Source organism: Arthrobacter sp. ISL-28 (genome assembly GCF_018613875.1).
GTDB lineage: Bacteria > Actinomycetota > Actinomycetes > Actinomycetales > Micrococcaceae > Arthrobacter.
In genome coordinates, this window is record NZ_JAGGPJ010000007.1 from 161,802 (window position 1) to 176,052 (window position 14,251).

The 14,251-nt window shown below is 66.7% G+C and carries 10 protein-coding genes; 3 read left to right on the forward strand and 7 right to left on the reverse strand.

Going from position 1 to position 14,251, the window contains the following annotated elements; all coding sequences use genetic code 11:
- Positions 1–36 precede the first annotated feature (36 nt).
- Positions 37–1,587: an SDR family oxidoreductase gene (locus tag J7E80_RS05640; RefSeq protein WP_215050495.1), complete on the reverse strand. Its 1,551-nt coding sequence runs from the start codon at positions 1,585–1,587 to the stop codon at positions 37–39.
- Positions 1,588–1,821: 234 nt separating this feature from the next.
- Here J7E80_RS05640 and mfd point away from each other — a divergent pair, with 234 nt between their 5' ends.
- Positions 1,822–5,493 (forward strand): transcription-repair coupling factor, encoded by a 3,672-nt coding sequence (gene mfd / locus J7E80_RS05645; RefSeq protein WP_215050496.1) that lies wholly within the window; start codon positions 1,822–1,824, stop codon positions 5,491–5,493.
- A gap of 6 nt (positions 5,494–5,499) precedes the next feature.
- A complete protein-coding gene (locus J7E80_RS05650; protein WP_215050497.1) occupies positions 5,500–6,309 on the forward strand; it encodes a metal-dependent hydrolase in 810 nt (269 codons plus the stop codon).
- Between the two features lie 63 nt (positions 6,310–6,372).
- Here the strand turns inward: J7E80_RS05650 and J7E80_RS05655 are convergent, their stop codons facing one another.
- The 6 genes from J7E80_RS05655 to nirB all read right to left on the reverse strand — a co-directional run bounded on the left by J7E80_RS05655 (position 6,373) and on the right by nirB (position 13,584).
- Positions 6,373–6,606 carry a hypothetical protein gene (locus tag J7E80_RS05655; protein WP_215050498.1) on the reverse strand — a complete coding sequence of 78 codons (234 nt, stop codon included), beginning with the start codon at positions 6,604–6,606 and terminating at the stop codon, positions 6,373–6,375.
- Positions 6,607–6,656: 50 nt separating this feature from the next.
- Positions 6,657–7,400 carry a deoxyribose-phosphate aldolase gene (gene deoC / locus J7E80_RS05660; protein ID WP_215050499.1) on the reverse strand — a complete coding sequence of 248 codons (744 nt, stop codon included), beginning with the start codon at positions 7,398–7,400 and terminating at the stop codon, positions 6,657–6,659.
- A 97-nt stretch (positions 7,401–7,497) separates the two neighbouring features.
- Positions 7,498–8,421 (reverse strand): FAD-dependent oxidoreductase, encoded by a 924-nt coding sequence (locus J7E80_RS05665; protein WP_215050500.1) that lies wholly within the window; start codon positions 8,419–8,421, stop codon positions 7,498–7,500.
- A gap of 309 nt (positions 8,422–8,730) precedes the next feature.
- Positions 8,731–9,897, reverse strand: a complete 1,167-nt coding sequence (locus tag J7E80_RS05670) for a uroporphyrinogen-III synthase (RefSeq protein ID WP_215050501.1) — start codon at positions 9,895–9,897, stop codon at positions 8,731–8,733.
- 5 nt (positions 9,898–9,902) lie between these two features.
- On the reverse strand, positions 9,903–10,937 hold the full coding sequence (gene cobA / locus J7E80_RS05675) for a uroporphyrinogen-III C-methyltransferase (RefSeq protein WP_215050502.1): 1,035 nt from the start codon (positions 10,935–10,937) through the stop codon (positions 9,903–9,905).
- Position 10,938: 1 nt separating this feature from the next.
- A complete protein-coding gene (gene nirB, locus J7E80_RS05680) occupies positions 10,939–13,584 on the reverse strand; it encodes a nitrite reductase large subunit NirB (protein WP_215050503.1) in 2,646 nt (881 codons plus the stop codon).
- 294 nt (positions 13,585–13,878) lie between these two features.
- Here nirB and nirD point away from each other — a divergent pair, with 294 nt between their 5' ends.
- A complete protein-coding gene (nirD, locus tag J7E80_RS05685) occupies positions 13,879–14,244 on the forward strand; it encodes a nitrite reductase small subunit NirD (protein ID WP_215050504.1) in 366 nt (121 codons plus the stop codon).
- The last annotated feature ends 7 nt before the right edge of the window (positions 14,245–14,251 follow it).

Consider the following 14,251-nt stretch of genomic DNA (forward strand, 5'->3'; position numbering starts at 1 on the left):
TGTTGTGGGGTCAGAACGCTTTTTGCTCCCCACATCCTACGTGGTTGGCTGCGTCTCGTTGTCACCGCACTGTTCGACACCGGACTCTTTGACACTGGCGATCTTCCGGGCCGCCGCGGTGATGTTACGCGACATGGCCGGGAAGATCAGGCTGTGGAAGGGGAGCACTGCCAGCCAATAGAGGCGGCCGCTGAGACCTTTGGGGAAGAAAATTGCCCGTTGCCGGTAGCGGCTGCCGGCTCCGTCAGGCTCCACTGACAGCTCCAGCCAGGCCCGTCCCGGCGCGCGCATCTCGGCCCGCAGCCGGAGCAGTCTGCCCCGCTCGATCCGCTCCACCCGCCACCAGTCCACCACCTCGCCGACGGCGAGCCGATGGGGGTGCCGCCGGCCTCGGAGCAGGCCTGCTCCGCCGGAGAGCTTGTCCAGCCAGCCGCGGACGCTCCAGGCGAGCGGCAGGGAATACCAGCCATTTTTGCCGCCGATTCCCTCAATGACGGTCCACACGTGACCGGGGTCCACGTCGCCGTTGAATGTCCGCTCATCCACAAAGACCTTGTGCCCGGCCCACTCGGGGTCGCTCGGCAGCGGATCGGCGTCTGCTCCGGCTTTAGCCCACGTGGTTTCCACCTGCCCGTCGCGTTCCTTGCCGAGCGCCAGAGCCACGGCCCTGCGGTAGCCGGTGAGGCCGCCGTCGGGCTGTCCCATGTAGCTGTCAACGTCATGTTCGGCGGAGACAGCGTCATGTTGCAGCGACTGCACCAACGGGACGGACATGGACAGCGGAATGGGCGTCACAAGCGCCACCCACAGGCCGGCAAGCCTGGGCGCCGGAACGGGGAGCGCCAGGACCAGGCGCCGCGGCAGCCCGGCCTCGGCGGCATATTCCTTCATCATGCCGGCGTAGCTCAGGACGTCCCTGGAACCGATGTCGAACGTCCGGTTGAGCCGCTCGTCCAGTGATGCCGCAGCCACGAGGTAATGCAGCACATCCCGAACGGCGATCGCCTCGATCCGGTTCCGCACCCAGCTGGGCGCAGGCATGACGGGCAGTGTTTCCGAAAGGTGCCGGATCATTTCGAAGGATGCCGAGCCGGAGCCGATGACCACTCCGGCCTGGAACACGATGGCATCCACGGGGCCGGCCAGGAAGACGTCCCCCACGGCTTCCCGGGAGCGCATGTGGGTGGACAGCTCGGTAGTGCGCGGGTGCAGGCCGCCAAGGTAGACGACCCGCTGTACCCCGGCAGCCGCTGCAGCGCCGGCCACGAGTTCGGCCATGGACTTTTCCTTGGCCTCGAAGCCGGTCCCTGCAGCCATGGAGTGGACGAGGCAATACAGGACGTCGACGCCCGCCAGGGCATCTTCCAGGGCTGCTGCATCATCGAGGCAGCTGCGCACCACCTCGACGTCATCGAACCACGGAACGCCGGCGATCTTGTCGGGGGAGCGGACCAGCACCTTGACCCGATGGCCCGCATCCAGCAGGCGCGGGACCAGCCTGCCGCCGATGTATCCGGTGGCTCCGGTAACCAGCACCGTCCGCCCGATGGTGTCTGCGCTGCTGTCACGTCCGGTCTGGTCGCCCACGGAGTCTCCTTACGATGGCGGCTTTGCTGGACCCAACATCACCTGCCAAGCAAGCTTAGCAATGGCACTGCAACGACCCGCGGCGCCGACCCCGCTACAACTCTCCGCTGGAGCCGCCGTTGCCAGATGCCGCCCGGCCACCGGCAGGGGTAGGCTGGGATGACCCGGCATTCTCCCGAATTTCGGGTTTTCGTGTTGCCTGCATTCGAAGTGAATACTCCAGGAGAACCTGCCATGAGCACCACCGGCCAGCCAATCAAGGGCCTGCCCCTCAGCGGCCTGCGACGCGCCCTCGCCGCAGACAAGACTTTCGCCCGCGTGCAGGCTGAGGCGTCCAGGAGTTTCAGCTCCCGTAGCCAGGACTACCAGATCAGCGCCCCGGCCGGTCTGCGCGCGGTGCTGCTAGCGGAGATGGCGGACGGCCTGGAAATCCCCGACGGCGGCATGCCTGGCGTGGTTCTGGCCGTTACCGCAACGGGACGGGAAGCCGAGGATCTTGCCGCAGCGCTCCGTGCCTACCTGCCGGTGGACTCCGTGGCAGAGTTCCCCAGCTGGGAAACCCTCCCGCATGAAAGGCTATCGCCGCGCTCGGATACCGTGGGACGGCGGCTCTCGGTACTGCGCCGGCTGGCGCACCCGGAGAGCTCGACGGCGGGACCGCTGCGGGTCGTGGTGGCTCCCGTTCGCGCCGTGGTCCAGCCGATTGTGGCCGGCCTGGGCGAACTGGTTCCGGTCACCCTGAAGGTCGGCCAGGAAGCGCCGTTCACGGACGTGATCCGCAGCCTCGCCGACGCCGCATACGCCCGCGTTGACATGGTGACCCGCCGCGGCGAGTTCGCCGTCCGCGGCGGCATGCTGGACGTTTTCCCGCCCACCGAAGACCACCCCATCCGGGTGGAGTTCTTCGGCGACGAAGTGGACCAGATGCGCTGGTTCGCCGTCGCCGACCAGCGCTCTCTGTCCTCGCCCAGCCTGCACCATCCCACGGAACTCCATGCACCGCCGTGCCGTGAAATCCTCATTACGCCCTCGGTGATGTCGCGCGCAGCTACCCTCAAGACCCAGCTCCCGGCCGCCGCGGACATGCTCGAGAAGATCGCCGGCGGCATCGCCGTGGAGGGCATGGAGTCACTGGCGCCTGTGCTTGTGGATTCGATGGTGCCGCTCATGGAGCAACTGCCGGCCGGCTCCATCTCCGTGGTGATCGAACCGGAGAAGGTACGGGCCCGCGCCCATGACCTCGCCGCCACGAACGAGGAATTCCTTGAGGCAGCCTGGTCAACGGCTTCGGACGGCGGAGCTGCGCCTTTGGCGCTGGACACCGTCCTGGGCTCCCAGGCCTCCGTCGCCCTGCATTCTGCGAGCTTCCGGTCACTGACCGAAACCCGTACCGCTGCCCTCAACCATGAAGTGTCCTGGTGGTCCATCACCTCCCTCGCCACCGACGAGGAACTCACCCCGGACATCAACGTGCTCAACCTCCACGCCCGCGAACCGCGCGGCTACCAGGGGGATGTGGCCGAAATGATGGGCTTCATCGGCTCCCACGTCCGGGACCAGTGGCGCATCGTCGTGGCGACCGAAGGACCCGGTCCTGCCCAGCGGCTCGCCGAAATCTTCCACGACGCCGACATCCCGTGTGCCCGGGTCGACTCGCTGGACCACGAGCCCCAAGCGGGCATCATCGAGGTGACCACTGCCGCCGTCGGACGCGGTTTTGTCCTGGACGGGTTGAAGCTGGGCCTGCTGACCGAAGCCGACCTGCTGGGACGCACGTCGGCCGGCTCCACAAAGGACATGCGCCGCATGCCGTCCAAGCGGCGGAACGCGGTGGACCCCCTGCAGCTCCTGGCCGGAGACCATGTGGTGCACGAACAGCACGGCATCGGCAGGTTCGTGGAGCTCATCCAGCGCAAGGTTGCCGGTGGCGGGGACGGTGTGCGTGAGTACCTCGTGCTGGAGTACGCGCCATCGAAGCGCGGGGCGCCGGGGGACAGGCTCTTCGTCCCCACGGACCAGCTGGACCAGGTCACGCGGTACGTCGGCGGCGACACCCCGACGCTCAGCAAGATGGGCGGCTCCGACTGGGCCAGCACCAAGTCCAAGGCGCGCAGGGCCGTCAAGGAGATCGCCGGGGAACTCATCCGGCTGTATTCGGCGCGCATGGCCTCCCGCGGGCATGCATTCGGCCCGGACACCCCCTGGCAGCGCGAGCTGGAGGAGGCCTTCCCGTATGTGGAGACACCGGACCAGCTGACCACCATCAACGAGGTCAAGGCGGACATGGAACGGGAAATCCCCATGGACCGCCTCGTCTCCGGTGACGTGGGCTACGGCAAGACGGAGATCGCCGTGCGGGCCGCGTTCAAGGCCGTGCAGGACGGCAAGCAGGTCGCGGTTCTGGTGCCCACCACCCTGCTCGCGCAGCAGCATTACGAGACCTTCACGGAGCGGTTCTCCGGGTTCCCGCTGCGGGTCAAGCCGCTGTCGCGCTTCCAGGGCACCAAGGAGGCCAAGGAAACTGCCGACGGCGTGAAGAGCGGGGCCGTGGACGTGGTCATCGGCACCCACCGGCTGCTCTCCAAGGACTTCGCCTTCAAGGACCTGGGCCTTGTGATTGTGGATGAGGAGCAGCGCTTCGGTGTGGAGCACAAGGAAGCGCTCAAGAAGATGCGCACCAACGTGGACGTTCTGGCCATGAGCGCCACGCCGATTCCCCGAACCCTCGAGATGTCCCTGACCGGCATCCGCGAGACGTCCACACTGGCCACGCCGCCGGAAGAGCGGCACCCGGTGCTGACGTACGTGGGGCCGTACACGGACAAGCAGACGTCCGCAGCGGTCCGCCGTGAGCTCATGCGCGAGGGCCAGGTGTTCTTCGTCCACAACCGGGTCTCGACCATCGAGCGGACGGCCGCCAAGATCCGTGAGCTGGTGCCGGAGGCCCGGGTCGAAGTGGCGCACGGCCAGATGTCGGAGAGCCGGCTGGAGAAGATCATCGTGGACTTCTGGGAGAAGCGCTTCGACGTCCTGGTCTGCACCACCATCATCGAAACGGGGCTGGACATCTCCAACGCCAACACGCTGATCGTGGACGGCGCGGACAAGTACGGACTCTCGCAGCTGCACCAGCTGCGCGGACGGGTGGGCCGCGGCCGTGAACGGGCCTACGCCTACTTCCTGTACCCCTCCGAGAAGCCGCTGGGCGAAGTGGCACTGGAACGCCTGAAGGCCGTGGCGACGCACAACGAACTTGGTGCCGGCATGCAGCTGGCCATGAAGGACCTCGAAATCCGCGGCGCCGGCAACCTGCTTGGCGGCGAGCAGTCCGGCCACATCCAGGGCGTCGGCTTCGACTTGTACATCAGGCTCGTGGGCGAAGCCGTGGCGGATTACCGCGGCGAGGCCGAGGAGAAGGCCGCCGAGATGAAGATCGAGCTCCCCGTCAACGCCCACCTGCCGCACGACTACGTGCCCGGCGAGCGGCTGCGGCTGGAGGCTTACCGCAAGCTGGCCGCCGCGCTCACCAACGAGGCCATTGATGAAGTCCTCGCCGAGCTCGTGGACCGGTACGGGGAGCCGCCGCTGCCTGCGCAGAACCTTGTCGCCGTCGCGCGCTTCCGTGTGGGCGCCCGCGAAGCAGGGCTGTCCGACGTCGCCCTGCAGGGAAACTTCATCAAATTCTCTCCCGCGCAGCTGCCGGAGTCGAAGACCATGCGGCTTAACCGCATGTATCCGGGCGCCCAGTCCAAGCCGGCCCTGGACGCCGTGCTCATCCCAAAGCCGAAAACGGCCAAGGTTGGCGGCAGGGACCTCCAGGACGCAGAGATCCTGGAATGGGCCAACGGCGTGATCCGCAATATCTTCTCCGATGCCCCGCTTGCCGCACCGGCAGTAAGCGGTTAAGCCGTGATGGGAGGACACCACGCCGCGTCAGGGGCCGCGGCGTGGGTAGCTGTGGCCTCGACCGGGCCGTACACCTTGGGCTGGTATCCGCTGGATGCCACAGGCATACTGATTGGCGGAATGGCGACGGCGGGCACGGCCCTGGTATGCGACTGGGACCACCGCTCCAGCACGATCGCACACTCGCTGCCGCCGCTTTCGAATGTCATTGCGGTGGGCATCGAGAACGCCAGCGGAGGTCACCGCCAGGGCACGCACTCTGTTCTCGGGGCCGCGTTTTTCGTCCTGCTGGCGACGATGGCCGGGCAGATTCAGGTGCAAACAGACTGGGGGCTGCTGTCCGTGGGCGCCGGACTGCTGTGCATGTTCATGATCAACATCGCCGCGAAGGCGCTGAAGCTGTTCCCGAAGTCGGGCGTCATCAGTAATTGGATCTTTGCCCTGACCATGGCGGGCCTGGTGACCTGGTTCGCTCCAGACCAGTGGACCTGGCTGCCGGTCTCCATGCTGATCGGCGTCGTGGTCCACATTGTGGGTGACCTCGTAACCACCGGGGGCGTGCCGCTCCTGTGGCCGCTCGTGGTCAGACCGCCCAAAGTCCTGCGCCGGCTGCCGTTGCTGAGGATCGTCTGGCGGCCCAACGGCGCACTGTCCATCCCGCTCCTGGGCCGTGCAGGGTCCCGGCGGGAATGGCTCGTGCTCATTCCGGTCAGCGCCTACGCCATGGTGGGCATGTGTGTGGCAGCGTGGTCCCTCGCCGGCACCCATTATCCGGCGGCTTTGGCGCTGATCGGCCGACTGGCCGGCAGGGGCTAAACCTCCGATTAAACGCCTGAAGCCCCGGAAAAATCCGGGGCTTCAGGCGTTTGGGTGTGGCTCTCAGTGCTCACCGGCTGAGTCTGAGCGGCCCAGAATGGTCTGCGGGATCCAGTAGGCGAGAGCGAACAGGCCCAGGCACACGGCCATCGGCCACGGGTTGTCCAGTGACAGGAAGGACAGGGAGTAGATGGCACCCAGGAACAGGGCCATCATCACGACGAAGAGAACAATGCTGGAAACCAGGCTGTTCTCGTTCTGGGGTGTCTGTACCTGCGTGTTGATCTTGCTGGACATTCGTTCCTCCTCGGCCCCGCGGGGCTCAAACTGTGGCGGCTGCCGGCGGATCAGTAAGCGGACGAACCCTGTTCGCCCTTGACGATCGCAATTCCGGAGCTGGCACCAATACGTGTTGCACCTGCAGCAATCATAGCCTGAGCGTCCGCCAGGGAACGCACTCCGCCGGAGGCCTTGACGCCGATGCGGGGGCCGACCGTCCGGCGCATGAGGGCAACGTCCTCCACGGTGGCACCGCCGCCGTTGAAGCCGGTGGACGTCTTGACGAAGTCCGCGCCGGCCTCCACGGCCGCCTCACAGGCCAGGATCTTCTGGTCGTCGCTGAGCAGGGCGGTTTCGATGATGACCTTCAGGATCGCCTCGCCGCCATGGACTGCCTCCGCAACTGCCGTGATGTCATCCACGAGGGCGCCCTTGTCGGAAGCGCGGGCGGCGGCAATGTTAATCACCATGTCCACTTCGTCGGCCCCGTCCAGAACGGCGCCGCGCGCTTCGAAGGCCTTGACGTCACTTGGGGTGGCTCCCAGCGGGAAGCCGACCACCGAGCAGGTCAGCACGCCGGAGCCCTTGAGGGCGGTTTTCACGGTCTTCACCCAGACCGGGTTCACGCAGACCGACTTGAACCGGTACTCGGCGGCTTCGGCGCAGACTTTGAGGATCTCCGCCTCGCTGGCTTCCGGCTTGAGCAGCGTGTGGTCGATGTAGGAAGCGATGTTGGAAGGCTCAGCACCGGTGGCCGGAGTCCCTGCGGGGGTTGTTGCGGTGCCCGGTCCCGGGCTTGCTTCGTTGCTCATGCTGGTCCTTTCCATGGGCCTCACGGGCCGCAGTTTCCGCAGATGACGCGGCTCCTTGAGTGACCATCTTGCCACAGCCCACAACGCCTGCCGCAGGCTAGGCTGCGGCCGCCAGACCAGCCTCCGCTGCCGCTGCCATCAGCCCCGCCGCACAGACGCCCGCAGCGGATCCGGAGGCCACCAGCAGGCCCAGCCGCACGCCGTCGAATGATGCGGCATCACCGATGGCCCAGATCCCGGGTACGGATGAACGGTAGTCTGTGCCGACGACGATGCCCCCGGACCGGGCAGTCGCCACCCCTGCGGTGGCGGCGAGGCCGTCGCGGGCGATTCTGTCTTCGGCCAGCACGACGAGGTCCCCGCTCATCCTGCTGCCGTCATCGAAAACTATGCCGGCGGCAGGAAGCACAGACCCGGCCGGGGTGGGGACTACGGCGGCGGGGCGGGCAGTGGTGCGGACGGGGCGCACGCCCTTGGCACGGAGCACAGCTTCGGCCTGCCCGGCGGCTGCCCCGGTGCCGATAAGGATCCCCAGGGGCCGCCTGCCCAGGACCCGGGTGACTTCCTTGACGGCGTCGCCGATCTTCGCGGCGTCATCGATAGTGGAGTAGCTGAGGCAGCGGCCGGAACCTTCAACGGGCGACTCTGCGGGTGCCGAGCCGGTGGCAATCACCAGCTGGTCATAGCCGAAGTCCATGCCGTCCGCGGTGGTGACCACCCGGGCTGCGGCATCGATGTGGCTTGCGGGCTGGCCGAAGCGCACGGAGACAAACGGCAGGGCAGCGAGTTCCAGCAGCTCCGACGGCGCCTCGTCCAAGTTGCTCAGCACGGTGACGGTCCCGGCGAACTTTGCCCTGGCGAGCTGGGCGACGAGCGCCTGGGCGGCGGGACCTGCCCCGGCGATGACGACTCTGGGTGTCGAGACAGGAGCCGAGACGGCTGCCGAGGCAGTTGGTGAGCCGGAGCCAGGTGCGGTGGCGGATGCGGTGGAGATGAGCGGGAACTGTGCCGGAGCGGACATGTGCTGGCCCTTTCAGGTGCTGCAGGCGGGCCGGATCTCGGGCCCTGTTGTGCTGATGGGACCCAGCGTAGGCGGCCGGTTTTTCGCTCATGTTTCCCGGCCGTTGCGGAATTATCCCCGTCCGTTCGCCAGTTTTTACCCATCGGTAATAAACGCAATGCGGAGCCACATCGCGCCTATCCCGAGTGTGGGGAAGTGGCGCGGTGTGACCCCGCATTGCGTTGAGGCGTCGTGTGTTGAGGCGCTGTGTGTTGGGGCGTCGTGTGTTGAGGCGCTGTGTGTTGGGGCGCTCTGGTTTGTAGCGCTGAACTACACGCGGATCCGGTAACCGCGCTTGACCACGGTTTCCACAAGACTCCCGTCCGGCAGTGACGACCGCAGCCGGCTTACTGTCATGTCGAGCGCGTGCACCGAACCGCGCAGTTCGAGGAGCTCTGACAGCGACTCACGGGACAGCACGGCGCCGCCTGCACCGAGGAGTGCGCGCAGGAGCAGCAGCGGGGCGGGCGCAATCTCTACCGGTTCACCGTCGATCCGCAGCGAGCGGCCACGGAGTTCCACCGTGCCGGAACGGGTGTCCAGGCGCCGGACGTGGTTCAGGGCCAGGTGTTCGCACACCAGCCGGATCAGCGCACCCATCCGGAACCGTTCGGGAACCAGGGGACTGATTCCGGCGTCCAGCAGCGGCTGGGCGGTCACGGGACCCACGACGGCGGTGGTGACGGTGGTTTTCAGGCTCTCCACGAGCTGCTTGTACAGTCCCATTTCGTGCGCGGTGCTCCACATCGCATCCACTGCCGGGGCACTGGTGAACGTCAGGACGTCCAGATTGCCGCTGCAGGCGGCCTCGATCAGCCGCGGAAGGCGATCGGCGCCGTCGGGCTTAACCCAGCGGTAGGGGGTCACGGTGAGAACGGTGGCGCCGGACATCCGGAGCCGCTCAAGCTGGCGCACATCCGTGTAACCGTGCAGCTGGACTGCCACGGTTTTGCCCCGCACGCCCTCGGCCAGCAGCATGTCGACCAGGGTGGCCGTGGTTTCGTCGCTGCTGATGCCGACGTCGGCAAGGCCGGCCGCGCGGACGGCGCCCCGGGCTTTGGGCCCACGGACGAACATCCGGCAGGCGCCCAGGGTTTCGAGCAATTCCTCGCCGATTCCAAAGGCGTCCGCCGCCTCGCACCAGCGGCGCATGCCATAAGCGGTGGTGGCGATGCACAGGTCTGGCTTCGCGGCGATGATCGCCTTGGTGTCCTCGATGAGGCTGATGTCCTCGTTAACCGGGGCGATCTTCAGCGCGGGGGCGTGCAGCACTTCGGCGCCGCGGCGCTCCAGGGCCTCGATCAGGTCCCGGGAACGGCGGTGGGAGGTGACTCCAATCCGGAATCCCTCCAGCGGCGCCTCCGCAGCCTCGGGCGCGGTTGACTCCTGCGGCCCGGTGTCTGTCAGGGCGGGGGCGATGGCATTCAAAGCGCTCATTTCGTTCACGAACCCAGCAGCGAGGCCGCCAGGCGGTCAAGATCCGCGGCGGCCTCGGCATGCCCGCGGTTGGCCTCAGCCACGCGCACCACCTCGCCAATCACGAGGACGGCGGGGTTGCTGCAGCCGGCAGCGGCGGAGGCGATGGTGCCCAGTTCGGCGATGGTGGTCCGCTGGCCGGGGCGGTAGCCGCGTTCGACGACCGCCATCGGCATGTCGGCACGCATGCCGGCCCGGCGCAGGCCCGCGGCCAGGTGGTGCAGCGTTCCGATTCCCATGAGCACCACGATAGTGCCGCCCAGCCCTGCGAGGTGGGTGAGTTCCTTCTCGGTCAGCGGGGCGTGGCCGGAAACAACCGTGAACATGTGGCTGACTTCGCGGTGCGTGACGGGGATTCCGGCGGCTGCCGGAACGGAGATCGCACTGGTGACGCCGGAGATCACGCGGACGGGCACGCCGGCGGCGACGCACGAGGCAACTTCCTCTCCGCCGCGGCCGAAGACGTACGGGTCCCCGCCCTTGAGCCGGACCACGTTATTTCCGGCGAGGGCGCTTTCCACCATGAGCTTTTCGATGTCGCCCTGGCTGACCTTGTGGTGCCCGGGCTTCTTGCCCACATCCACCAGTTCGGCCGAGGTCAGGGAGGGCAGTTCCTGGTAGGGGGCCAGCCGGTCGTAGAACACGACGTCGGCATCGCGCAGGGCCTTGACGGCCGCCACAGTCAGCAGTTCGGTCGTGCCGGGGCCGCCGCCGACCAGCGTGACGTGGCCCACCGGGCCTGCAGGCGGTTCGGCGGAAACAGGGATGCCGGTGGCGCGGCACCGCTCCAGCAGTGCCTCCCAGCCCGGCTGGCCGTCGTTGACTGCTGCGACCAGGAACGGGCGCTCGGGCAGCGGGCCGTCATGGCTGGCTCCGTGCGGAGTGCTGAGGCGGGAGATGACGGCGCCAGCTGCCTTATAGCGGCGGACGGCCTGGCGGGCGGCGTGGTCGGAGCCGGTGACCAGGACCTCGCGGTCGGTGAGATCAATGCTGAGCTGCATGCTATACCTCGTTCTCATCGCGGGGCCTCATGGGGATGGAAGCCCCGATCAGCACTGGTTCTTGGCTGGCACGTGCTTTTTCCTCTGCCGTGGCCGGACGCATCTGGCCGCGCTCATCGGGGACGAAGGTAATGGAGTCGTCCTTCTGGTCCGGGGCGTTGACGAAGGAGCGGAACCGGCGCAGGCGCTCGGGATCAGTCAGCGTGTCAGCCCACTCGTCGACGTAGGTGTCAACGTGCTTGGCCATGGCTGCCTCGAGCTCCTCGGCGATGCCCAGGGTGTCATGCACCACGACGTCCTCGACGTGCTTGATGCCGCCGTCGAGCTCCTCCTGCCAGCGGGCGGTACGCTGCAGGCGGTCGGCGGTGCGGATGTAGTACATGAAGTAGCGGTCGATGTACTTGATGAGCGTCTCGTCGTCGAGGTCCTTGGCCAGCAGCTGGGCGTGCGCCGGGGTGGCACCGCCGTTACCGCCGACGTACAGGTTCCAGCCGTCGGCGGTGGCGATGACGCCGACGTCCTTGCCGCGGGCCTCGGCGCATTCGCGGGCACAGCCGGACACGCCCATCTTGAGCTTGTGCGGGCTGCGGAGGCCGCGGTAGCGCAGTTCGAGCTGAATGGCCATGGCCACCGAGTCCTGGACGCCGAAGCGGCACCAGGTGGAACCGACGCAGGACTTTACGGTGCGGAGGCTCTTTCCGTACGCCTGGCCGGACTCGAAGCCGGCGTCCACGAGTTCCTTCCAGATTTCCGGGAGCTGCTCGAGCCGGGCGCCGAACATGTCGATGCGCTGGCCGCCGGTGATCTTGGTGTAGAGGTTGTACTTCTCGGCGACCGCGGCGATGACGCCCAGCTTCTTCGGGGTGATCTCACCGCCGGCGATGCGGGGGACCACCGAGTAGGTGCCGTCCTTCTGCATGTTCGCGAGGGCGCGGTCGTTGGTGTCCTGCAGGGTGCCGCGGCCGGCGTCGAGGACGTAGGCGCTGTTCTGGCTGGCGAGGATGTTGGCGATAGTCGGCTTGCAGATGTCGCAGCCTGCGCCGGTGCCGTACTTGGCCATGATCTCTTCGAAGGAGGTCAGTTCCAGGACGCGGATGGCGTCGAACAGTTCCTGGCGGGACAGCTCGATGTGCTCGCAGAGCGCCTTCGAGACTTCGACGCCGGACTTGGTCAGTTCGCCCTCGAGGAGCTTCTTGAGCATCGGAACGCAGGAACCGCAGCTGGTTCCGGCGCGGGTGCAGCCCTTGAGTTCGCCGAGTTCCTGCACGGGGGCATTGCCTTCACAGGTTCCGCAGCCGTTGACGGTGTCGCGGATGGTTCCGGCCGACACGTTGTTGCAGGAGCAGAGGATGGCGTCGTCCGGCAGCTCTGTCTCGGGGGCTTCGCCGCCGCCGGCAGCCGTCAGGTAGGCGCCGGGCTCTGCCGGGAGTTCCCGGCCCAGAAGCGGGCGCAGGCTGGTGTACGGGGTGGCGTCGCCGACGAAGATGCCGCCGAGGAGGGTCTTGGCATCGTCCGTGGTGACGATCTTCTGGTAGACGCCGCGGGCGGGGTCCGCGTAAACAATTTCGAGGGCGTGCTCGGTCTTGGCAAAGGCATCACCGAAGCTGGCCACGTCAACACCTGACAGCTTCAGCTTCGTGGCGGTGTCAAAGCCAGGGAAGGTTGCCTCGCCGCCGTGCAGGCGGTCGGCCACGATTTCGGCCATGGTGTTGGCCGGGGCCACGAGGCCAAGGCACATCCCGCCGAAGTTCGCCACTTCACCAATGGCCCAGATTCCGGGTACTTCCGTGGCGCAGAAGTCATTGATGACCACACCACCGCGCTGGCCCAGGCTGAACAGCTGCTCTTCGCCTTCGGCAGCACGGAAGAGTTCATCGCGCGGCCGGACGCCAATGGCGACGATCACGATGTCCGCGTCGATAACGCGGCCGTCTGCCATGAGGACACCGGTGACCTGGCCGTCGTCGTCGGACAATACTTCCGACGGGAAGACGCCGCCGTGGACTTCGAAGCCCTTGGCTTTGATGAGCCGGCCCATTGCCTGGCCGGCACCTTCATCAAGCTGGGTGGCCATCAGCCACTGGGAACCGTCGATGACGATCGGGGTGGCGCCCAGCTGCTCCGTGCCGGCGGCCGATTCGAGCCCGAGAAGGCCTCCACCGATAGTTACTGCATTGACCTTGCGGCCCAATTTTTTCGTGAGCTGGGTAATGGCCTCGTTGATGGCCCAGACGTCTTCGAGCGTGCGGTAGACGTGCGTGAGCTCGGCGCCGGGGATTGGCAGGCGTGCGGCATTCGAACCGGTGGCCACCACCAGTTCGTCGTATTCGTAGGTGTTGCCGGCTGCGGTTTTAACGGCTTTGGCGGCAGCGTCGATCTTCACGACGCGCTCGCCGGTCTTCAGGTCCATGGACCCGTGGTCCCACATGGTCGCAGCGCCGAGCGTCAGGTCAACCGTGCTGTCCGTAAGCGCCTTGCTCAGTGCAACGCGGTCGTAGGGCAGGTGCGCTTCCTCCGTAAGTACAGTTACGTGCCAGCCTTCGAGGCCACGGGCATGCATGGCGTCGGCAAAGCGGTGGGCCGCAGGGCCGCCGCCGGCGACCACGATGCGGCGTGGTGTCTCTGTGCTTGAAGTCTGTCCGGTCACTTAGGGGCCTTTCGCATGGGCCGCAGACGGTGCTCTGCAGCTTGTCCATCCAGACTAGGCAAGGGCAGTTTCGCTTCAGTTTCCCTTATGTTTCGTGAACTTAACTTCTGCATCACGAACACATTTCGGGACAGGTGAGGTCTCTTTTACGTTCCGGACACATTGACTGCACGCCTCTGAAACACCGGCAACCTAGCTTGAATATACCGCCGCAATTGGCGGCTGAAGCAGGCGTACACACGCCTCGCGGGACCGGCCTTCCGCCGGGAAGCAGGCAAAGGGAGAGGAGCCGACATGACGGCAACACTGGAACTTGAGGGTCTTGAAACCGGATATGCCGCTGGCTGGCACCGGGTCTGCCCCGTGGACGAGCTGGAGCTCGCCTGGGGTGAGGCGGCGCTTGTTGCCGGCTTCCAGGTGGCATTGTTCCGCACCGCGCCCGGTGAGGTTTTCGCAGTAACCCAGGAGGATCCCGCCACCGGAGCCTTCGTGATGGCACGCGGCATCCTGGGATCGCGCGGCACCCGCCCCACCATTGCATCGCCGCTGCACAAAGAGGTTTACGACCTTGAGACCGGCGAGTGCTTCGGTAACGCCGAACTGCGGCTTGCCACGTTCACCACGCGCATCAACGGCGGCTACATCGAAATCGAGCTGTAGGTCAGCA

Bases quoted from the DNA above. Each gene is read 5' to 3' on its own strand.
- J7E80_RS05665 (WP_215050500.1), bottom strand. From the start codon at position 8,421: ATGTCCGCTCCGGCACAGTTCCCGCTCATCTCCACCGCATCCGCCACC.
- cobA (WP_215050502.1), bottom strand. From the start codon at position 10,937: ATGCAGCTCAGCATTGATCTCACCGACCGCGAGGTCCTGGTCACCGGC.
- deoC (WP_215050499.1), bottom strand. From the start codon at position 7,400: ATGAGCAACGAAGCAAGCCCGGGACCGGGCACCGCAACAACCCCCGCA.
- J7E80_RS05655 (WP_215050498.1), bottom strand. From the start codon at position 6,606: ATGTCCAGCAAGATCAACACGCAGGTACAGACACCCCAGAACGAGAAC.
- nirD (WP_215050504.1), top strand. From the start codon at position 13,879: ATGACGGCAACACTGGAACTTGAGGGTCTTGAAACCGGATATGCCGCT.
- J7E80_RS05670 (WP_215050501.1), bottom strand. From the start codon at position 9,897: ATGAGCGCTTTGAATGCCATCGCCCCCGCCCTGACAGACACCGGGCCG.
- mfd (WP_215050496.1), top strand. From the start codon at position 1,822: ATGAGCACCACCGGCCAGCCAATCAAGGGCCTGCCCCTCAGCGGCCTG.
- J7E80_RS05650 (WP_215050497.1), top strand. From the start codon at position 5,500: ATGGGAGGACACCACGCCGCGTCAGGGGCCGCGGCGTGGGTAGCTGTG.